General features: G+C 42.1%; 22 protein-coding genes. 11 read left to right on the top strand and 11 right to left on the bottom strand.

Features of this window, described 5'->3' with window-relative positions; all coding sequences use genetic code 11:
- Positions 1-10: 10 nt before the first annotated feature.
- From NSS78_RS17825 to ssuE, 6 genes are read right to left on the bottom strand one after another with little or no spacing between them, the layout of a single operon-like run.
- Positions 11-853 carry a transporter substrate-binding domain-containing protein gene (locus NSS78_RS17825; RefSeq protein WP_003215163.1) on the bottom strand — a complete coding sequence of 281 codons (843 nt, stop codon included), beginning with the start codon at positions 851-853 and terminating at the stop codon, positions 11-13.
- 17 nt (positions 854-870) lie between these two features.
- Entirely contained in the window at positions 871-1,632 is a 762-nt protein-coding gene (locus NSS78_RS17820) for an amino acid ABC transporter permease (RefSeq protein WP_003215084.1), read from the bottom strand.
- Between the two features lie 13 nt (positions 1,633-1,645).
- Positions 1,646-2,209, bottom strand: a complete 564-nt coding sequence (locus NSS78_RS17815; protein WP_003215102.1) for a GNAT family N-acetyltransferase — start codon at positions 2,207-2,209, stop codon at positions 1,646-1,648.
- Positions 2,210-2,235: 26 nt separating this feature from the next.
- On the bottom strand, positions 2,236-2,490 hold the full coding sequence (locus NSS78_RS17810; protein ID WP_284907446.1) for a glutaredoxin family protein: 255 nt from the start codon (positions 2,488-2,490) through the stop codon (positions 2,236-2,238).
- Positions 2,490-3,515 carry an LLM class flavin-dependent oxidoreductase gene (locus NSS78_RS17805; protein WP_003215315.1) on the bottom strand — a complete coding sequence of 342 codons (1,026 nt, stop codon included), beginning with the start codon at positions 3,513-3,515 and terminating at the stop codon, positions 2,490-2,492. The genes NSS78_RS17810 and NSS78_RS17805 overlap by 1 nt, the downstream gene beginning before the upstream one ends.
- A complete protein-coding gene (ssuE, locus tag NSS78_RS17800; protein ID WP_050944466.1) occupies positions 3,499-4,050 on the bottom strand; it encodes an NADPH-dependent FMN reductase in 552 nt (183 codons plus the stop codon). Before ssuE ends, NSS78_RS17805 begins: the two co-directional genes overlap by 17 nt.
- 150 nt (positions 4,051-4,200) lie before the next feature.
- Between ssuE and NSS78_RS17795 the strand changes: the two genes are divergently transcribed.
- On the top strand, positions 4,201-5,085 hold the full coding sequence (locus NSS78_RS17795; RefSeq protein WP_106032098.1) for a LysR family transcriptional regulator: 885 nt from the start codon (positions 4,201-4,203) through the stop codon (positions 5,083-5,085).
- 38 nt (positions 5,086-5,123) lie between these two features.
- Here NSS78_RS17795 and NSS78_RS17790 read toward each other — a convergent pair whose 3' ends face one another.
- Positions 5,124-6,452 (bottom strand): LLM class flavin-dependent oxidoreductase, encoded by a 1,329-nt coding sequence (locus NSS78_RS17790; RefSeq protein ID WP_309216054.1) that lies wholly within the window; start codon positions 6,450-6,452, stop codon positions 5,124-5,126.
- Positions 6,453-6,825: 373 nt separating this feature from the next.
- Here NSS78_RS17790 and NSS78_RS17785 point away from each other — a divergent pair, with 373 nt between their 5' ends.
- Entirely contained in the window at positions 6,826-7,638 is an 813-nt protein-coding gene (locus NSS78_RS17785) for a zinc-dependent metalloprotease (protein ID WP_050944464.1), read from the top strand.
- Between the two features lie 52 nt (positions 7,639-7,690).
- Here the strand turns inward: NSS78_RS17785 and NSS78_RS17780 are convergent, their stop codons facing one another.
- Positions 7,691-7,876, bottom strand: coding sequence for a 2-hydroxymuconate tautomerase (locus NSS78_RS17780; RefSeq protein ID WP_003214939.1), 186 nt, complete (start codon positions 7,874-7,876; stop codon positions 7,691-7,693).
- A gap of 107 nt (positions 7,877-7,983) precedes the next feature.
- Between NSS78_RS17780 and NSS78_RS17775 the strand changes: the two genes are divergently transcribed.
- Positions 7,984-8,646, top strand: coding sequence for a site-2 protease family protein (locus NSS78_RS17775; RefSeq protein ID WP_309216052.1), 663 nt, complete (start codon positions 7,984-7,986; stop codon positions 8,644-8,646).
- Between the two features lie 12 nt (positions 8,647-8,658).
- Entirely contained in the window at positions 8,659-9,177 is a 519-nt protein-coding gene (locus NSS78_RS17770; RefSeq protein ID WP_253622063.1) for a YwhD family protein, read from the top strand.
- A gap of 125 nt (positions 9,178-9,302) precedes the next feature.
- On the opposite strand, the gene NSS78_RS17765 is transcribed toward NSS78_RS17770, so the two are convergent.
- Positions 9,303-11,372 carry a transglycosylase domain-containing protein gene (locus NSS78_RS17765; RefSeq protein WP_137054258.1) on the bottom strand — a complete coding sequence of 690 codons (2,070 nt, stop codon included), beginning with the start codon at positions 11,370-11,372 and terminating at the stop codon, positions 9,303-9,305.
- A 224-nt stretch (positions 11,373-11,596) separates the two neighbouring features.
- Between NSS78_RS17765 and speE the strand changes: the two genes are divergently transcribed.
- From speE to argS, 5 genes are all read left to right on the top strand, one after another.
- On the top strand, positions 11,597-12,427 hold the full coding sequence (gene speE / locus NSS78_RS17760; RefSeq protein ID WP_003214614.1) for a spermidine synthase: 831 nt from the start codon (positions 11,597-11,599) through the stop codon (positions 12,425-12,427).
- 69 nt (positions 12,428-12,496) lie between these two features.
- Positions 12,497-13,369 (top strand): agmatinase, encoded by an 873-nt coding sequence (gene speB, locus NSS78_RS17755; protein WP_003214818.1) that lies wholly within the window; start codon positions 12,497-12,499, stop codon positions 13,367-13,369.
- A gap of 78 nt (positions 13,370-13,447) precedes the next feature.
- On the top strand, positions 13,448-13,681 hold the full coding sequence (locus NSS78_RS17750) for a hypothetical protein (protein ID WP_309216049.1): 234 nt from the start codon (positions 13,448-13,450) through the stop codon (positions 13,679-13,681).
- Between the two features lie 238 nt (positions 13,682-13,919).
- Positions 13,920-14,342 (top strand): DUF1934 family protein, encoded by a 423-nt coding sequence (locus NSS78_RS17745; RefSeq protein ID WP_003215400.1) that lies wholly within the window; start codon positions 13,920-13,922, stop codon positions 14,340-14,342.
- Complete coding sequence (gene argS, locus NSS78_RS17740; protein WP_050944459.1) at positions 14,339-16,012, top strand: arginine--tRNA ligase; 1,674 nt, start codon at positions 14,339-14,341, stop codon at positions 16,010-16,012. Before NSS78_RS17745 ends, argS begins: the two co-directional genes overlap by 4 nt.
- A gap of 51 nt (positions 16,013-16,063) precedes the next feature.
- Here the strand turns inward: argS and NSS78_RS17735 are convergent, their stop codons facing one another.
- Positions 16,064-16,381 carry a hypothetical protein gene (locus NSS78_RS17735; RefSeq protein WP_106066072.1) on the bottom strand — a complete coding sequence of 106 codons (318 nt, stop codon included), beginning with the start codon at positions 16,379-16,381 and terminating at the stop codon, positions 16,064-16,066.
- 522 nt (positions 16,382-16,903) lie between these two features.
- A complete protein-coding gene (locus NSS78_RS17730; RefSeq protein ID WP_212045645.1) occupies positions 16,904-17,875 on the bottom strand; it encodes a S66 peptidase family protein in 972 nt (323 codons plus the stop codon).
- Between the two features lie 152 nt (positions 17,876-18,027).
- On the opposite strand from NSS78_RS17730, the gene cls reads away from it, so the two are divergent.
- Both cls and NSS78_RS17720 read left to right on the top strand, forming a co-directional pair.
- Positions 18,028-19,530 carry a cardiolipin synthase gene (gene cls, locus NSS78_RS17725; RefSeq protein WP_050944457.1) on the top strand — a complete coding sequence of 501 codons (1,503 nt, stop codon included), beginning with the start codon at positions 18,028-18,030 and terminating at the stop codon, positions 19,528-19,530.
- A gap of 105 nt (positions 19,531-19,635) precedes the next feature.
- The gene (locus tag NSS78_RS17720; RefSeq protein WP_327839486.1) at positions 19,636-21,351 is read left to right on the top strand and encodes an ABC transporter ATP-binding protein; all 1,716 of its coding nucleotides are present in this window, start codon (positions 19,636-19,638) and stop codon (positions 21,349-21,351) included.
- Positions 21,352-21,374 lie beyond the last annotated feature (23 nt).

The raw sequence follows: 21,374 nt of genomic DNA, 5'->3' as shown, positions 1-21,374 counted from the left end.
CGCTCCTTTCTTATGATGTAGTAAAGTCTCCGCCCAATATTTTTTTAGACAATTCAGCGAGCTTGCCGTTATCGATCAGCTTTTGTAATGCTTGATCAATGTCTTTTTGAAGTTTTGTATTGTTTTTTTGATAAAGATAGTACGTTTTAGATACATTTACAGGCTTTCCAGATGTCACAAGATTGGCATTGAACTGTTTGTTTAGCTTATTGACGTCATACTTTGTGAGCAAGGCTGCATCGACTGTGCCATTCTGAAGGTTTTTGACTAGAATTTCGTTCCCGCCATCTCCGTAGACAATGTCAATTTTCCGATCGTGCTTTTCGTTATATTGTTCTAGCAGATAAGCGAAATTACTCCCTGTAGAAGTATGTACCTTGTGTCCTGCCAAATCGTCCAGGCTTTGAAAATCATGACCGGATGCTTTATCAACAACCACATAGCTTGTATAGTCTGTGTAGCCAACTTTTCCAAATAGATATTTCTTCTGGCGCTCATCATTGATTTCATATTGATGGGCAGCGAGATCTACTTTACCAGCATCTAAAGCGGGCAGAATATTTTTAAATTCAAAGGATTCATATTTAAACTGATATTGTGGAAGCAGCTGATCGACTTCGTCTAATACAGCCTTCTCATAGCCTGTTAATTTGCCGTTTTCATCTAAGTAAACGAAAGGCTGGTAAGCGTTCCCTGTGCCAACGATGATTTCTTTCGCATCTGGATCATTATTCGTTGCTTCTGCTTTGACTTCATTCGATTGTTCCGTATTTCCGCAGGCAGCAAGCAGCAATGAGCCAAGTGTAAGCAGACCGATGATGGAATGTTTTTTGAATTGTTTGTTATTTTTCATGTGAAATCCTCCTCGTTTTACTTCGCACGCTTTTCGACTGTAAAGGCCGTTTCCGCTCTTTTTAAGGAAACGAACGTTGCTTGACGCTGTTTTCTTGTTTTCGGTGTATTGATCCACTTTTCCAATAGGTCAAACGCTTTTTCTAGCAGCAGACTTAACATTATAAAAATGACGGCAGCAATAAAGTATCCTTCTAATACGCGGTAGTATAATGCTCCTAATGTTTGAACCTTTCCGATAATATCCATTACGCCCAGTGTAAAGGCGAGAGAGGTATTTTGTAATAAGTTGACGATGGCCACACCAATATTCGGTAGTGCGATTTTTCCTGCTTGAGGAATGAGTGTCCTTCTATAAATCTGCCATTTTGTCAGCCCAATCGAGGCAGCCGCTTCATATTGAGATGCTGGGACACTTGATAAGGCTGATCGGAATATTTCTGAAAAGTAGGCAGCAGTATTGAGTCCATATGTAATATAAAGAAAGATCAATTTGTTCCACATGGAGATATCAAGGCCAATTGTTGCGAGCACACCTGGCAGGCCATAAAAGACAATAAACATTTGAACAAGGATAGGTGTTCCGCGAATAAATGAGACATAGATTGCACTGAGCTGATGCAGGACAGGAATGCGCTCAATTCGGAAATAAGCAAGGATGAATCCAAGAAAGCTGCCAATCAAAGTGGCAAATAAAACGATCAGCAAGGTGGTCGGAAGGGCTGATAATACTTTAGGGAAGAGTGTGACCACATACTCCCATTTGAAAAACTCACCCATGTTGAATCACCTCCTATGTAGAAGTCGTTTCGACTTTTTCTTCTGCGGGTGGCGCGCCTAATATGGCAGCATCGAACCGTTCTGGGATAAGTACTTTATACATCAAGATACCTAAGTCACCATTTTCGGCTTCACGTTCAATATATTTTGTGTATCCTTTTCGTTCGTACATGTCTAAAAGCCAAGGGTGTTTCCGGCCAGAAGTGCCCAGTGTATACGCAGGCGCTTTATATGTTTGCCGGAGCAAGGTGTTTTCCACATAATCGAGCAACTTGTTTCCAATCCCTTGCCCTGCTAAATCAGGAGCTGTCGCAAACCACCAAACAAATGGATATCCTGAGACCGGTTGCGTACTCTCCCAAGGAAAACGGATGGTGATGGTTGATATGAGCCGCCCGTCTCGTTCTAAAACAACGGCAGCGGACTGTGTAATGTTTTCTATGACCATTTCAAGTGTGGCGTTCGTGGATGGCCAATCAATGCCCATTTCCCCAAGTGGTTTAAATGCACTGGACAGCAATTCTAAAAAGGCTGGCGCATCTTCTTCGGTAGCGATACGAAAAATATCTCGACTCATGACAAACCTCCATTCAAAATGTAATGTCAGATTATTGCTTTTCTTAAAGTCTCGATATCTGGATTCAACAATGCTTGATACACGTGGGGGTCATGACTGATCTCAACTACAGGCACATAGCGGATGCCGTATTTTTCCTCTAAAATGTTTCTGTAATCATCATGTTCAGTGACATCAATCGTTGAATAAGGGATCTGCTGTTCGTTGAAATAGGATTGAATGTCCTTGCAATAACTGCATCCATTTTTGCTCCATAAAATGATTTTTTGACTGTTTGACATTAGACGTTCACCTCGTGATTTATTTTTTTAGCTGCTGTTTGTTCATGGTTAAACGCTTCTTTTAACAATGTGACAGACGCAATTCTTGCCTCAATGTCTACGATCGGAGTTAGTACAATGAATTCATTGATATCGTATGTCTCGGCCAGCTCAGTCAGCCGGTGATGAACAGTTTCTTTTGTGCCAGCGGTATAGCCGGTTTTTTGTACGTGAATGCTGTAGTGTTCTTTTTTCGTTCCTTTCACTAGCTTTTCTGCATCCTCTATTGATGTGACATTGAGCTTTCTTCCATCGGAAAAGGAGACCTTTACTGTTTCCTTTTGTTTGATGTGCAAGAGTGCTTGTTCATGATCTTCGGCTGCGGAAACGGTGATGGCGAGAAGGAACTGCTGGCGAGTGCCTGCTTTTTGATATGTTTGGAAGGTCTCCCTTGCTTCTTTTAATAATGATTCATCTCCATTAATAAAGAAGGCAAATACAAAGGAGATTCCGAGTTTTGCTGCGAATTTAGCGCTCTCCGTACTTCCCCCTAAAAGGAAGATGTCGGGTGACAAACGTGGGATGGGCTGAGCATTCAATTCATTTGATTGTTCCGTAAGGTAGGTTTTGAGATCCACTAATTTTTGAGAAAAATCTTTCCGTGACGCTTGATAATCCTCCTGAAGTGCTTGTGTCGAGAGGTTCAGCCCTCCTGGTGCTTTCCCAACGCCTAAATCGACTCTGCCAGGCGCTAGTGATGCCAGTACATGAAATGTTTCAGCTACTTTAAATGGGCTATAATGCTGTAGCATGACACCTCCAGAACCAATTCGCAAATTGCTCGTTTTTGCTAATAGATAGCCGGCAAGGGCTTCAGGGGATGAACCTGCTACTTGAGGGTTATTGTGATGTTCAGACACCCAAAACCTGTGATAGCCAAGCTGATCCGCTGCTTCAGCTAATCTGACAGTATGCTGAATGCCCGCCTCTGCGTTCTCGTTTTCACCGACAAGGCTTTGATCAAGAATACTAAGGGTGATCGACATTGGCTGTTCCTCCTATCAGACTTTGATATTGAGATAATGCGAGGTTTAACCTGTTTATGGCATCTGAATCAATTAAATAATTATCTGAACCCTGCTTTTTGACCTGTTGATCCACGACATACACACCAGATTGAACAACTGTTGCACCAAGTTGGTGAATAATCGGTTTAAGAGCATATTCAATGACGAGCAGATGACCATAGGTTCCTCCTAAAACGAACGGAAGGACGGGTTTTCCTTGTAATGCTTTTTGGGGAAGTAAATCTAAAAACGTTTTTAAAATACCGGAAAATGACGCTTTGTAGACAGGCGTTAACACAATGACACCGTCACTCTCATTCACGAGTTCAATGGCCTTGACAATCTCTTCGTTTGAAAAGTCTGCTCCTATTAGTGCGCTGCTAGGCAGCTGGTGAACTTGAATGGTATGTACATCTATTCCATTGAATGTTAACTGCTGCTGAATATGCTGCAGGACACCCGTTAATCGAGATTGGACGGAATGACCTCCTGCTATAATCGTTACTTTCGTCAATTCGTCTCCTCCATTTCTTATAATTCCGTCTAAACAACTTGGAATAGTTGATAATATAAATTATAATAAGGCAAACCAATAGAAAAGTATAATTAGTAATCATAAATACACGATTCAGATATTTAAAATACAGGGAGAAGAGGGGTTTTCATGGAGATTCGAGCGATACGCACTTTTGCCACCATCGTGAAATACGGAAATTTTTTAAAAGCAGCAGCAGCGCTGAATTATTCTCAGCCAACCATTACTTTGCACATCAAACATTTAGAAGAGGAAATTGGAGAGAAGCTTCTAGAAAGAGGGAAGACCTTAAAGTTAACAGCATCAGGACAGCTTTTTTATGAAAGAGCCAATTCTTTACTCAATGAATATGAGAAACTGACGAAAACGCTCCAAGATTTAGAGGTAGGCATTGCGGGGTTCATTCGCATCGGTGTTTCTGAGCCCACAGCCAGCTTAGAGTTCCCATCGCTTCTTGCAGAATTCAAGGAAAGGTTTCCGAATGTAGAATTTTCTGTGCAAGTAGCAGATGCAAATACACTGAGTTCCTTGCTTTCCCATGATGAGATTGATTTTGCGATTTGCGGCGCACCAGAAGCTTCGATGGAAAATAGCTATAAGCCGCTTTTTCAAGATGATATTGTTTTGTTGGTTCCGTCTTCCCATCGATTGGCGGAAAAAGATGCAGCGGAGGTAACAGATTTAGAAAATGAAACCATATTATTCACACCTCACAATTGCCCCATCCGCATCCAAATTGAACAACAAATCGTTAACGTCATTGGGACCAATTACAATAAGTTAGAGATTACGAGCAGCATGTCCCATAAACACTATGTTCAGGCTGGATTAGGAGTGTCTCTTTTTACTCGAACCGCCCATTCTTTTACACTCCCCGGTACAAAGGTATTAGAAATAAAGGGCATTCAAGTGTCCCCGCCAGTTGGTCTATTGAGGAAAACAAATGATGCGCCTGGAAGAGCTGTACTCCAGTTTATTGATCTCATTGAAAATCGATTGCATCGAACAACATGAAAAAGGGGTTAGCCTTTGTGCTGACCCCTCTTTCATGTTTATTTTACGGTTTGTTTAAGAAACTGATTCTTCTTAATAGGCAGACCCAAATTTTCGCGAAGGGTATGAGCTTGATAATTAGGATCATAATATCCTCTTTCTATCAAAACCGGGATCACATGCTCTGTCCATTCGGATAAACCACTAGCTAGAATCGGAGCGCCAAAAATAAATCCATCTGCGGCATCTTCTTCGATCCATTGAATCAATTTGTCAGCCACTTGTTCGTAAGTGCCGAAAAAGGCACTTTTTGGAGTGGTCACTTGTAAAGCGACTTCTCTTAAGGTCAAATTTTGTTCTTTGGCCATTTTTTTAATGGATTCTGTTGTAGATTGAAAGCTGTTTGAACCAGCGTCACCTATATCAGGAAAAGGTTCATCAAGCGGGAATTGACTAAAGTCCAAATGATCAAAGAATCTGCCGAGGTAATGCAGGGCTTCTTCAATAGAGACTAGATGTTTAATGGCTTCATATTTTTCTTCTGCTTCTTCGACTGTTTTCCCTGTAACCGGGTGGATGCCAGGGAATATTTTGATATCGGATGGTTTTCGACCAAGCGCTTCGGCTCTATTTTTCACGTCACGGTAATAGGCTTTTGCCTTTTCAAGTGAATCGGCATTTGTAAATACAGCGTCTGCTTCTTTTGCGGCTAGATCTTTTCCTGCCTCTGAAGCACCTGCTTGGAAAATCACGGGCTGCCCTTGTTCAGATCGTTCAATATTTAAAGGACCTTTGACAGAAAAGTGTTTCCCATGATGGTTTAATGTGTGCAGTTTATCTCGATCGAAGAAGACACCTGTTGAACGATCTCTTATAAAAGCATCTTCTTCCCATGAACTCCAAAGCCCATTCACTACATGTAAATACTCTTCTGCAATTTCGTATCGAAGGGAGTGGCTAGGATGAGAACGGATGATGTGATTTTCAGCAGAACCTTCTAACGGTGAAGTCACAACATTCCATCCTGCCCGGCCTCTGCTTAACTTATCCAAGGAGGCAAATTGTCTGGCAATGGTAAAGGGCTCACTGTAGGAAGTGGATACGGTCCCCACAAGTCCAATTTGTTTGGTGACTGCAGCAAGAGCGGATAAGATGGTTAATGGTTCAAATCGGTTCAAGAAATGAGGAATCGAATGTTCATGAATATATAAGCCATCTGCGACAAAGACAAAACGGAAACCCGCTGCTTCTGCCTTTTTTGTCATCGCTTGATAGTAATCAATATTAACACTTGCATCTGCTGGAACTGATTCATCCTTCCACGCATTCATGTGACCTCCCGGACCATGTAACATTAATCCAAATTGTATGTGCTTTTTTTCAGACATGCGGATCGTCCCTTCTGTTTTGAAATAGCCATGTTTTATGTTTTTCATCATAAGGTAGAATCGTAAAGAAGTATAATTGGTATCAGTAAAGTATGACTTTATCTTTTCTAATATCATTTTTTGTTTCTTTCAGATGTGTCATTGAGTCCATGACATCATTTCTTAAAACCATGGGAGTTTATTAAGTAAATGACCCAGACCAAAAGCGCTATTTTTCGATGAAATCTGTGTCGGAATATCCGAAAAATTAGTGAATATGACGTATTTCGACTTTCTTCCTGTGTATCTAATTCCCTGTTTTTGACTGAACAGAAGGAAAATGGTGAATTTTCAGTGAATATATAACTTTGTGAAAATCAAAGGAGGGATAGGAATGAAAAAGCGTTCAGTCTTTTTGTCATTTTTATTGGTAGGTAGTTTGTTACCGGGAGTAAGTTCAGCTTCAGCACCAGTCGCGAGTGCTGGTCATGGGCATGATCATGGTCATGCGCCGTTCGAAACACATATTAGTGAGGGATTGCCAAAGGCAAACGATTTTAAAGATTTGACGAAAGCACCTCCAATTGAACGAGATGTGACAACAAAGGTATTAGATGAGTCTGGTAAGCAGGTGGGCTCTAGAACCTTTAAGGCGAATACAGGAGATTCTATTTCAACAAAGGCAAGTACAGGCAGTCAAAAAGTAACGGTCTATGCTGTAGCAGATGCGCAGTATCGTGCGAAATATAGTGACTGGCAGACGCGCATTGTCAGCATCATCGAGCAAGCGGACGTCACCTTTAACCGTGATCATGATGTCGACTTTGTCGTACAAGCAGTAGGATCTTGGACGTCTTCGGGATCAAATGCAGAGCAAATTTTGTCTAACCTTGCGCGCAGCTTTGATGGCAGAGGATACGATTTTGTCACTGGATTTACAGCAAATCCAAACTTTGATGCTGGCGGAATCGCTTATGTCTACAATAGTGCACCAAGCGGAAGTGCATTCGCCGTTAACCTTGACCAAGGAACAGCGAATACAGCAAAAGCGGCTACGCATGAATACGGCCATAACTTTGGCTTACCGCACGACCCTCAAGGAAGCGGCATTGTCTGCTTAATGAATTATGATTATTCCTACACTGTCGATTTCTTTGATGCGGCTCATAAAAATCAAGTGAACCGTAACAAAGCGTGGTACAGATAAGAATGAAGACAAAAGGACAAACACCGGAAAAGTGTTTGTCCTTTTTATATGCTTACAGGTCGCTCATTCGCTTTCCTGCTACGGCATAGTGTTCTTTTTTCATTTCTTCAATAATGACAGAGACTTTTTCTGCCCCTGCGCCTGTTGTTTCAACAACGGCATCAGTGACTTTCTCCACAAGCGCTCTTTTCTGCTCGTCTGTTCTTCCTTCAAGCATTTGTACGGTGACAATCGGCAATGTGAAAACCTCCTTTTTCCTTTCATGCTACGCTTCCCTTTAGTTTAAGGGACTTCTTATAGTATACTGAATGAAGTAAATCATTGTATAGAAAGAAAGAGGGATTCATGCCTTTGAACCAATTTCTTGTGTATCCATTAGAACTGATTCCATATGTCGCCATTACGCTTGTTGTTGCATTTACGATGCACGAGCTGGCGCATGCATATGTTGCGTATCGTTTCGGCGACCCGACAGCTAAAAACCAAGGGAGACTCACATTAAATCCACTGAAGCATCTCGATGTATTTGGGACGATTTTGATCTTTGTCGCCGGGTTTGGCTGGGCGAGACCTGTACCGGTCAATCGTTACCATTTTAAAAACCCGCGCTTAGCAGGAATCTGCGTCTCGATTGCTGGCCCTTTAAGTAACTTAGTGTTGGCGTTTCTAGGCTTTTTCGTGTACGTGCTTCTTCAGAAGTTTGGCGGGGAGTCGCTCATGCGCTTTGAGCCGGGCGTCGATAATTTTTTCTTAATCTTTATTAACTTGAATGTCATTTTATTCCTATTTAACCTATTGCCAATTCCGCCGCTGGATGGGTATCGTATTATTGAGGACGTCGTCAGCCCCCGTATCCGGGCGAAAATGACGCAATTCGAACAATATGGGATCATTATTTTTCTCATATTCGTGATCACGCCGCTAGGACAATTTATTTTTGGTCCATTGATCGGAATGCGGGATCAAATCATTCAATGGTTTAATCTTATTTTGAAGCCGCTGCTTTAGGAGGTTTAATGAATGGAAGGTAAAAAGAAGAAACCAATTGGTTTTAACATCATTAAAAAAACAGATGCAACCGACGGACACGGAGGCTTTGGAGCTGGTGCGCTCAGCCTAGATAACATTTCGCCGGTGATCATTGACGTAGAGGAAAAGGAAGCTGTCATTGATATTGGTGCGATGCATGCAAGAAGTGCCGTGGAAAAAGGAATTAAATTCTTGAAAAGCAAAGAAGAGGTACCGAACGGAAAGCCGTATTGGCTCGTATGGGTGACCATTGACCGCAGAGAAGAAGGTCCTTATTATGCGGGTGTGACGGCTTGCGAAATGACCGTCGACCGTTCAATCCGCCGCGGGTATAAGTCGCTTCCAGAGCATGTGAATTTCATGGATAAATCAATGAAGCGAAATATCGTCGTCAGTCATATGGATGATGTATCGAAAAAGGTGCTGGCTGATTTCTTGAAGAGTCATAATGAAGCACTATGGGAAGCATCCACAGATGAATTAAAAGAAGGATTGTCTGTCCCTGAATAATTGTGAAATTTTTGTGAAGAATGGCGAATTGCTACCAATTCCAGCTGGTTTTTGAGTAAACTGGTGTTAAAGCTAGGACATGGAGAATCCCGAGATGTAAATCTCGGGGTTTTTCATGTCTTTTTTTAACGTTTCAACCACTTTTCCCACCATTTCTTTGGCTTTTGATCTTGAACTGGATCTTGCTCAGATGATTTATCCTCAGCACCGTAGCACACACCTGTCGGCTCCGTTCCTTCTATAAAATAGGTGAATACCTTTGATTCACATCCTGGGCCTGCGAGATCGCCGGTTTTTGGATTGATATACACACCTTTTACGCCGTCTGGCGGCATGAAGGAGGAGGCTGGCTGTTTGGAGAGGGCTGATTCCATAAAAGATGCCCATATCTTTTTTGCATAGGCTGTTTCTTCGACCGAGTCAATGGTACGCCCTTTATCATAGCCTGTCCACACACCTGTGACGAGCTGGGGAGAGAAGCCGATCATCCAGCTGTCGGCTCCTGTCGTTCCCGATTTTCCTCCGTATGTTCGCGTGAGATCCTTCATAATGGTGCGGCCAGTGACACTCGTATAGCCGTTTAACTGATCATTGAACATTCCTGACATCATGTCGGTGGTGACAAAGGCTGCCTTTTCATCTAGGACTTGCTCTCGTTTTTGTTTTTCTTCAAAAAGCACGTTGCCTTTAGCATCCGTTACTTTTGTAATAAAGGTGGGTTTGACTCGTTTTCCGCCATTGACAAGCATTGCGTAAGCATTGGTCATTTCAATTGGTTTGACAGGAGACGTGCCTAGGGCAAGTGATGGCACCTGATCTAGTTTTTCGTTGATGCCAAATGTTTTGCCCGCACGTACAAGCTGTTCCATTCCTAAAAATAGATGGGTTTTCACGGCATAAATATTATCAGACAGCGCCAAGGCTTGAAGCATCGTAATGCCATCATTTGCGTAATAGCCATGGTAATTGCTTGGTGAATAAGCAGCACCGCTTCCTTGATCATCGAGCTCAAAAACCGTTTCTTCACTGCGCATGACGGTTGCTGGTGTAAACCCATTTTGCAAGGCAATGTAATAAAGAAGAGGCTTCATTGTTGAACCGGGCTGTCTTTTCGCTTGTGTCACTCGGTTGAATGGACTTTTCTCATAATCTCTTCCCCCGATGAGGGCGAGTACATGACCTGTTTGGGGATGGATAGCAGTAAAGCCGATTTGGATATCTGATTTCGAATAGATTGTGCTTTTTAACGTCTTCTCAGCCATTTTCTGTAATTCTGGATTTAAAGTCGTTTGGATATGAAGGCCATAAGTTTCGATCTGTTCCTCAGTTAACCCCAAGCTTTGTTTCAACTCACGAATCACATCATCATAAAAATACGGAGCTTGCTTTGCTTGCAGCTGCTTCTTTTGCAAAGGGCGATAGGACAGTTTTTCTTTCGCGGCTTCAGCGGCTGCCTTTTTCGTAATCATGCCGTCCTCTTGCATGTGCCTCAGAATCATATTCTTTCTTGCGCCGGCTTTCTCTTCATTCACATAAGGGGAGTAGAGAGAAGGGCCCTTTGGGATACCGGCAAGTAAGGCAGATTCAGCGAGAGTTAAATTCTTCGCTTTTTTCCCGAAATACAGACGGGACGCCGCTTCCACGCCATAAGCTCCATGACCATAATAAATGGTGTTCAAGTATCCTTCTAAAATCTCATCTTTTGTATAGTTTTGCTCTAAGCGAATCGTGTAAAAGGCTTCATTCCATTTTCGCTTCCACGTTTTATCATGATCTAAATACAGATTTCGTGCATATTGCTGGGTGATCGTGCTTGCGCCTTGTACCTTAGCCATGGCACGAATATCAGCCACTGCAGCACCCGCCATCCGTTTCACATCAAAGCCATGATGCTCATAAAAGGTTTTATCCTCAACAGCTACAGCTGCCTGCCTGATATGAGGGGACATGTCCTTTAAGGGCACCCAATATCTCTTTTCTCCAAAGCTGGATTCTCCAAGCTTTGAACCATCGGCTGCATAAATCGTCGTAGATTGGGGAACTTGAACAGAAGGGGCGCCTTGCCATTTGGCTATTAAAAGAATCGTCAAAAAGACAGTGCCTGCAAATAGAAAAGCGAGCAAGCCAATAAAAAAACAGGCTCGAATCGTTTTCACGGTCATGCGGATTTTTTTATTACTCATGATTGTGTCCATGCAAAGCCCCCATTTTGACGGTTTTTTATCAGTATGGAACAAAGAAAACCGTTTTAAACAAATGATTGCAAGAGCGTGCATTAAAATTGAAGAGAACTCATGCAGTTCTTTACAATTTGATATGAATCCACTATACTTTTTTCTTGGACAATCGATATAGTCATAGCCGTTAAAGGCGCTAACAATAGATGTTTGTTTATTATTGGATGAGAGGAAGATGGACAATGAGCGAACTTTGGTATACAGAGAAGCAAACGAAGAATTTTGGTATTACTTTGAAGGTGAACAAAACCCTTCACACAGAACAAACAGATTTTCAGCATTTAGAAATGGTGGAAACAGAAGAGTTTGGCAATATGCTGTTTTTAGACGGTATGGTGATGACGTCTGAGAAAGATGAGTTTGTATACCACGAAATGGTGGCACATGTTCCTCTTTTCACTCATCCAAACCCAGAAAATGTTCTTGTCGTAGGTGGAGGAGACGGCGGTGTCATTCGTGAAATCCTGAAGCATCCAAGTGTGAAAAAAGCGACACTTGTTGATATTGATGGCAAAGTCATCGAATACTCGAAAAAATTCCTTCCTTCGATTGCTGGGAAACTAGACGATCCTCGTGTAGATGTCAAAGTTGGAGACGGCTTTATGCATATTGCTGAAGCTGACAATGAGTACGATGTTATCATGGTGGACTCAACTGAACCAGTTGGACCAGCTGTGAACCTGTTCTCTAAAGGATTTTACGCAGGAATTTCAAAAGCACTCAAAGAAGACGGTATTTTCGTGGCACAAACGGACAACCCTTGGTTCACACCTGAGCTGATTACAAATGTACAGCGTGATGTGAAAGAGATTTTCCCAATCACGAAGCTTTATACAGCGAATATTCCAACGTATCCAAGTGGTCTTTGGACATTTACCATCGGTTCAAAAAAATATGATCCACTTGCTGTAGAAGACAGCCGTTTCTTTGATATTGACACGAAATATTACACAAAAGAATTGCACAAAGCAGCATTCGTTCTGCCGAAATTTGTGAGCGACTTAATCAAATAAATGAAGCGAAGAGGAAATGCGCAAATAACAGTTTGCGCATTTTTTGAAGCGTAAAAGGAGGAATCTTGCATGAGATTCGACGAGGCTTATTCAGGAAAAGTGTTTATTGGAAGTCATCCGACATGGGAAGATGCAAAAGTCATTTTATACGGTATGCCGATGGATTGGACCGTCAGTTATAGACCAGGCTCACGTTTTGGTCCAAACCGTATTCGTGAAGTTTCGATTGGATTAGAAGAATACAGTCCTTATTTAGATCGTGAGCTGCACGAAGTACCATTCTTTGATGCCGGTGACATTCCGCTTCCTTTTGGAAATGCTCAGAAAAGCTTGGACTTAATTGAAGAGTATGTCGACAGCATTTTAGAAAAAGGGAAGTTTCCATTAGGAATGGGCGGCGAGCATCTTGTGTCTTGGCCGGTTTTCCGCGCGATGCATAAGAAATATCCTGATTTGGCGATTATCCATATGGACGCACATACGGATCTTCGTGAGGAATACGAGGGTGAGCCTCTGTCTCATTCTACCCCGATTCGTAAAGTAGCAGGACTCATTGGACCTGAGAATGTGTTCTCTTTTGGGATTCGTTCTGGGATGAAGGAAGAATTTGAATGGGCAAAAGAAGCGGGCATGCACATTTCTAAATTTGAAGTGCTGGAGCCGTTGAAGCAAGTATTGCCAAAGCTGAAGGGGCGTCCAGTTTATGTGACGATCGACATTGATGTACTCGATCCAGCTCATGCACCTGGTACAGGCACGGTGGATGCTGGCGGTATTACATCAAAAGAGCTGCTTGCATCCATTCATGCCATTGCAGGATCTGAGGTTCAAGTAGTCGGTGCAGACCTCGTAGAGGTAGCACCTGTATACGATCATTCCGACCAAACAGCGAATACAGCGAGCAAGCTTTTACGCGAAATGCTGCTTGGATTTGTGAAATAACACCTTGATAGAGGAGCTTGTCATCTCATGTGGACAAGCTCTTTTTTTACATGGATCAAAAAATAAAGGAGGCAGTTCATGTTTTCTTCTATATTGATGGTGCTTCTCGCCTTTTGTGTGTTAGCGGCGGGTTTTCTCACGCTGAAACGAGAGCTCGCAGCTGCGCCGCCCGTTTTTGCTTCGAAAAAGGAAGCAAAGGAAGAGATGTTGGGGTTGTTTCAAGATCGAGGCTTTTTCTATCTGACGGCCATTGCGTTATTCATGCAGGTGGTATTTAAGCGAGCACAGATCGTGCCATTTGATTTTTTTTAGGCATTTTTGGCAAGTTCAGGCGTACAAGCTCTTTTTTATTTAATCAAAAGAAAAGACATGGGCGTAAAGGCTGGATTGGTGGTATTAGTGAGTTTCCTGTTTCTTTTTTTCTAAAGGGATGGTGTAAGATCAAAAACGAAGTTTAATCGCAGTGAAGAAGAGAAATGATGGTATGATAGGCGATCATGAATATGGTATACTATTTTAGTTAAACGGGTCTTAGCAAAGGAAGTGCAAAATGACACAAAACCAAATTTCAATTCATGTAAAGTCAGTGATGAAACCAGAGACGGAGCCGGCTGAAACGATCGAATTCCGCACGACTGGAACGTATCAAGAAAAGAATGACAAAACGTATCTCACTTACCATGAAGAACATGAAATGGGTCAAGTAAAAACCGTTGTGAAAATGAGTGAAAAAGAAATTTTTGTCATGAGATCAGGGGCCATTCAAATGAAGCAGCGCTTTCTCATTGGAGAAACGACCGTCACACATTACACGATGCCATTCGGTACACTACAGCTTGATGTACACACACATGGCATTGATCTCGATGTGGACAAGGGACTGCTGCACATTACGTACGATATGCTGACAGGGGAAGATCAAAAGCATTTACATACATTATCGATTTCGTATAAGGAGGATTTACGTTCATGAATATCGCAGAACAGGTCAAAGATGCGTTAAAGGAAGAAATTATTGCGGCAGTCGTCAAAGCAGGACTTGCTGATGAAAGCCAGGTACCAGATGTCCTTTTAGAAGTGCCGAAAGATAAAACTCACGGTGATTACTCCACCAACATGGCGATGCAGCTTGCCCGCATTGCAAAAAAAGCACCTCGTCAAATCGCAGAGGACATTGTCAAAGCGTTTGATAAAGGGAAAGCTTCTATTGAAAAACTGGATATCGCAGGTCCAGGGTTCATTAATATTTATATGAACAATCAGTATTTAACAAAGCTGATCCCAGCTGTCCTTGAAGCAAAAGAGGCATATGGTGAAACGAATACAGGCGGCGGCCAAAAGGTGCAAGTTGAATTCGTCTCAGCCAACCCAACAGGTGACCTTCACCTTGGACATGCCCGCGGAGCAGCTGTAGGTGATTCTCTTTGCAACATCCTTGATAAAGCAGGGTTCGAGGTGAGCCGTGAATACTATATCAACGATGCAGGCAATCAGATCAATAACCTCGCTTTATCTGTAGAGGTACGTTACTTTGAGGCGCTCGGTCTTGAAAAAGAGATGCCTGAAGACGGCTATAGAGGAGAAGACATCAAAGGCATCGGGCAAAAGCTGGCAGATGAATTTGGTGACCGTTTCGTGCATGAGCCAGAAGAAGAGCGTATGATGTTCTTCCGTGAATACGGCTTAAAATATGAGTTAGAGAAATTACGTGTAGACCTTGAGAATTTCCGTGTCCCATTTGATGTATGGTATTCAGAAACCTCTTTATATGAAAACGGTAAAATCGAACCAGCGCTGGAAACACTTCGCGCTAAAGGCTATGTCTTTGAAGAAGACGGCGCAACGTGGCTGCGTTCAACTGATTTTGGCGATGACAAGGACCGCGTGCTCATTAAAAAAGACGGCAGCTTCACTTACTTGCTTCCAGATATCGCATATCATAAAGACAAATTAGACAGAGGCTTTGATCAGCTCATTAACATTTGGGGAGCGGACCATCACGGCTATATCCCTCGAATGAAAGCGGCGATTCAAGCACTTGGATATCCTGCTGGCAAGCTTGAAGTAGAAATCATTCAGCTCGTTCACCTATACAAAAACGGTGAAAAGATGAAGATGAGTAAACGTACAGGAAAAGCCGTCACCATGCGTGATCTGATTGAAGAAGTAGGCCTAGATGCCACTCGTTATTTCTTCGCGATGAGAAGTGCGGCGACACATATGGACTTTGACCTAGACTTAGCGATTTCTACGTCTAACGAAAACCCTGTGTACTACGCACAATATGCCCATGCGAGAATTTGCAGCATGCTGCGTCAAGGGGAAGAAAAAGGCTACGAGCCAAACCTTGAAAAAGCAGATTTCTCTCACATTCAATCGGAAAAAGAATACGATCTTCTCAAAATCATTGGTAGCTTCCCAGAAGTTGTAGCAGAAGCAGCTGAAAAGCGTATTCCGCACCGCGTGACGAACTATATTTATGACCTTGCATCAGCCCTTCACAGCTTCTACAATGCCGAGAAGGTCATTGATGTAGAAAACGAAACAAAAACAACAGCACGTCTTTCACTCATGAAAGCAACACAAATTACGCTGGCGAATGCATTAAAACTCATTGGCGTATCGGCACCGGAAAAGATGTAAGAACACGAAGAAACCCGCTCGGAACGAGAGTGGGTTTCTTCGTGTTTTTCATCAATCAGCTTTTAGATCACTTTTATTTCTCTGAAAAATCTCAATTTCATAATCCTCTAATGCTTGTTTAGGAAGTTTCTTTTCTAAGACAGATTGCAAACTTGCCATATCTTTTGAAGTATCGATGCCGATGGAAATTGTGGGATCTGTCTTGATAATTTGATAGTTAAACAATGCATGCTCTTCCCATAATGAGTCCAATACGTGGATGACCTTTTCATCTAATTCCTCTTCAGAAAGGGTGAGAGTTTTTGAAGTGAAGCTTAATCCAACAATACAAAGGGTAATAAAAAGCAAACCAATCAAACGTTTTATCATTATATCTCCTTCATATAGTTAATATATTCCTTTAATAGATCATAACATCCAATTGGATTTGTAGAAACAAGTTCATAAAAGGTCTTTTGAATTGATGATAATCAAACAAGGTTCCTTATAGTTATTTAAATTGATTCCATTCAGAATCTGTTAAATAAAAACATCCGCTATCTACTAGAGACAGCGGATGTTGAACATTACCCAAGCGTATTAATAATGTTAGAAATAGAATCGAATAATTGACTAAGTACATCAGAAAACATAGAGTGCATCCTCCCTTCGGTAAGCATGTAGTATGTGTGCGTTAATTAGAATTATCCAAGTGTATTAATAATGTTAGAGATAGAATCGAATAATTGGTTAAGTACATCAGAGAACATGTTTTTGCCTCCTCTCTTTTCTTTTTACATCTACTTAACGAAGGGGATGGAGGGTTGGATCACTTTTTCTAAAAAATTTTTAAAAAAGTTGGTGGCATAGAAAAAAGCACCACATATTCGGGTGCTTTTTGGCTTTTATTAGTTATGAATGAATACGCAGCTTCACGTCTCCATTTTCACACGCTAGCTGAACGTTTCCGCCAATCGGTAAGGTGAAGACCGGCTGTGTATGTCCGATATCGACATCGTAGAACACTGGAATGTGTTTGAGCATTGGGTGCTTATCTAGGATAAATCTCAAATGTTCCTCTGTCATCTTGGATTTCTTCTGAAAGCGTCCGATGATCAGCCCTTTAATGGATTCTGCATGCTGTAAGAGGGATGTGAGGTCTCTGGCGAACATTTCAGGGAAAACCAAATCATCATCCTCCACAAATAAGATGGCATCCTTAATATGAGGCATAAACGATGTCCCTTGCAGTAAGTTCAGTGTACAAAGGTTACCGCCATACAAGGTACCTTCGGCTGTTCCCTTTTGATATATTCCCCATTTCGTCGGATGAAACTGTCTGTTCGCTTGATCAAGATACCACGCATCATCACTCCACTTTGTCGAAGGATTCACATTAAAAGACTCACTACCATTCATCAAGCAGGCTTGAAACATAGCGGTCTGCTCCTCTTGTCCCTGTTCCATTTGAAAGCTGGAGAAATGGGGTCCAGAGTATGTCACCATCTCACATTTGGCAGTAATAGCACTTGCGAGTGCGGTAATATCACTGTAGCCGCAAAGAACTTTTGGGTGCTGACGAATCAAGTCGTAATCAATATAAGGCAAGAGCTCATTGCAATTGAAGCCTCCGATTGCTGTCAAAATACCGTCAACTTCATCATCCATGAACGCCTCATGCAGATCAGACAAGCGGTGCTCAATAGATGAAGAGGAGTGAAGGTCACATTCAAACGTGTGCTGTCCAAAGGAAACAGTGAAACCTAACATCTCTAAACGCTTTTTTGCCTGAGCGATTCCTTCTTTTGATAAAATGCTGGCACTTCGGCTTGGGGCAATGACACGAAGATGACTGTCTTTTTTTAAAGGAGGTGGTGTATGCATAAACAAATCTTCCTTTCCATCACATATTTATCCATTATATCGGATCAAATGGTCCAAGTCTGTAAAAGCTAGAAGAAAGAAGTGGACCGTGCGTTTCATACAAGCTGTGCAAAGGGTATGGAAAAGAAAAAGACAGAATGAGGGCGAAGAATGTGAAAAAGAGGAGACTGGAATTTTTATTTTTATATTTTATGATATTCGGGGCATATGTGGTGTATTGGTGGCCGGTGCCGGCGTGGAGTGTCCAGTTGTACGCAGCAGTTTATATCGCCATTATTTTATTTAGTATCATCTCGCTCATGCTAGAGAACCGTACATCACAGCACACACTCTTATGGATGTATGTGCTAATCTTTTTCCCAATCATTGGCTATATGTTTTATTTGTTCTCGGGACAGCTCTATGTGAAAGGTCATTTATTCAAATCAAAAAGAATGTACAACCGTGAAAAACTACGCAGAATATCTGAGCTTGAGAGCAAGCCGGATGAATCAAGTCTAACCGAAAATCAGCGGACTTTTTTTCATTACACAGAAAAAGCAACAGGCATGCATGTGAACACAAATAGTGATATGGACATTTTAAAAAATGGGGAGGAGACGTTTCCCCGTATTTTTGAAGAATTAAAAAAGGCAAAATCGTTCATCCATATAGAATACTACATGTTCAAATCGGATTTCCTCGGGCACCGGATGATGGAGATTTTGATAGAAAAAGTGAAAGAAGGGGTAGAGGTTCGCTTCATCTATGATGCGGCTGGCAGCATTCGCTTCTCCCGAAAAGATATTAAACGCTTGAAGCAGGCAGGGGTCAAGGTCGCTCCTTTTCTGCCTTTAAAATATGGTTTCTTTAATCAAAAAATCAATTTCCGCAATCACCGAAAAATCGTGATCATTGATGGGAAGACAGGATTTGTTGGCGGGTTAAATGTCGGAAAAGAATATGTCGGACGTGATGAAAATATCGGTTTTTGGCGTGATACGCATACGATGTTAAAGGGTGAGGCTGTCCAAACCCTTCACTCTGTGTTTATGCTCGACTGGGAGTATGTTTCAGATGAAGTATTAATTGATGATCCGAAATATCATACGCCGCATCCTGTGACGGGAGAGGATGTCATTCAGGTTGTACCAACTGGACCCGATATGAAAGAAAGTATGAGTGATTTATATGATGCACTCATCTCAAATGCGAAACAATTTGTCTGGATTGCGACACCTTATTTTGTCCCAAATGAATCCCTTCGTACGGCATTGAAAATTGCTGCGACAAGAGGGGTGGATGTCCGGGTGATGGTTCCGGAGATCAATGATGGCTTTCTCACACAATACGCCACACGGTCCTATTTTTCTGAGCTCCTAAAAGAGGGCATCAAGGTGTATCACTACCAAAAGGGCTTCATGCATCAAAAAGTGATGATTGCAGATGGAGAACTTGCCTCTGTCGGTACCGCAAATGTGGATATGAGAAGCTTTCAGCTCAATTTTGAGGTCAATGTCTTTACGGCCGCGAAAAAGCCCATTGAGCAGCTGATGGCACATTATGAAGAAGATATGAAAGAATGTGAGCAAATGGGACCTGTTCATTTTTATAAAAGAGGCTTAAAAGAGCGATTAAAGGAATCATTTGCTCGGTTGTTTTCTGGCGTTCTATGAGGATTTCTAGTCAAAGAAATCATTTCCTAATCTAGTATTTTGAAGAGGATTCCTCTATAATTGAAAATGATTATCAATTATAGAGGAAATGAGGTTCTTTTACATATGTTAAAACGCTTTTTCGCCTATTACAGGCCCTATCGAGGTCTGTTCTTTTTAGATTTCTTTTGCGCTGTCGCCGTTGGATTGATGGAACTGGGTTTCCCGCTTATCGTGAACTACTTCATTGATACATTGTTGCCAACAGGGAACTGGACAGTCATTGTCTGGACGGCACTTGCGCTGTTTGTCATTTATGCCCTCAGCTCGGTTATGCAATTTATTGTGTCGTATTGGGGGCATATGCTTGGCATCAATATTGAAACAGATATGAGGAAAAAGCTGTTTGATCACTTTCAGCGACTATCCTTTAAATTCTTTGACAACAACAAAACGGGGAAGCTCATGTCACGGATGACAAACGACCTCATGTACATTGGAGAAGTGGCGCATCACGGTCCTGAAGATTTGTTTATAGCGATTATGACGATTCTTGGTGCCTTTGCAGTCATGCTGATGATTAACTGGCAGCTGGCCATTTTAACCTTCCTCATCATGCCTGTCATTATTTGGCTCGCCCTACATTTTAATAAAAAGATGACGAAGGCGATTACACAGCTCAACAATGACATTGGAGACTTTCATGCGAGGGTTGAAAACAATATCGGGGGCATTCGTCTTGTTCAAGCCTTTGCCAATGAACATTTCGAGAAAAAGCGTTTTGCGGAAAACAACAACCGTTTTCGTAAGGCGAAGCTTCTTTCTTATAAAATTATGTCGGTCAATGGATCGATTAGCTATATTCTCACACGTCTTGTGACACTGTTTGTCCTTCTCGCAGGTACATGGTTTGTCCTGCAAGGTCAATTAACGGCAGGTGGCTTTATCGCATTTGTTCTGATCACAAATGTTTTATTTAGACCGATTGATAAAATCAACACGGTCATTGAAATGTATCCGAAAGGCATTGCGGGCTTTAAAAGCTATGTCGATTTGCTAGACACAGAGCCGGATGTGAAGGATACAGAGGGAGCACGTGATGTACACGGATTGAAAGGTGAAATTGAATATCGAAACGTAACATTTGGCTACGATGAACACAGTCATGTGTTAAAGAATATCGATTTAAAGATCAAACAAGGAGAGACGGTTGCGTTTGTCGGCCCTTCAGGAGCGGGGAAATCAACAATTTGCAGTCTGCTGCCTCGTTTTTATGATGTGGATGAAGGGGAGATCACGATTGATGGTATAAGCACAAAGTCGATGACATTGTCTTCTTTAAGGCAGCAGATCGGTATTGTGCAGCAGGATGTCTTTTTATTCTCAGGCACCATTCGTGAAAACATTGCGTACGGGAACTTAGAAGCCAGCGATGCAGAGATTTGGGAGGCTGTAAGAAGTGCGCATTTAGAGGAACTCGTTCAGCGTTTCCCAGAAGGGTTAAATACCGTGATAGGTGAGCGCGGCGTCAAACTGTCAGGCGGTCAAAAGCAGCGTCTATCAATTGCACGGATGTTCCTGAAAAACCCGTCCATTCTCATTCTAGATGAAGCCACATCAGCACTTGATACAGAAACAGAAAAAGCCATACAGGATGCACTGAGCGAACTAGCTGTCGGCAGGACGACACTCGTCATTGCCCACCGCCTTGCAACAATTAAACACACCGATCGTATCATTGTCGTGACAGAGGAAGGTATTGAAGAACAAGGCCGCCACCAAGATTTAATTCAAATGGGCGGCGTATATAGCAGACTGCACGAAGCGCAGTTTGGTCATTAAAAAGAAAGATAAAGCCCTTTTGA

It is taken from the genome of Bacillus sp. FSL W8-0920 (genome assembly GCF_038593215.1).
GTDB lineage: Bacteria > Bacillota > Bacilli > Bacillales > Bacillaceae > Bacillus > Bacillus pumilus.
Note: the sequence above shows the minus strand (reverse complement) of the source record. Positions and strands in the feature narration are given on the sequence as shown.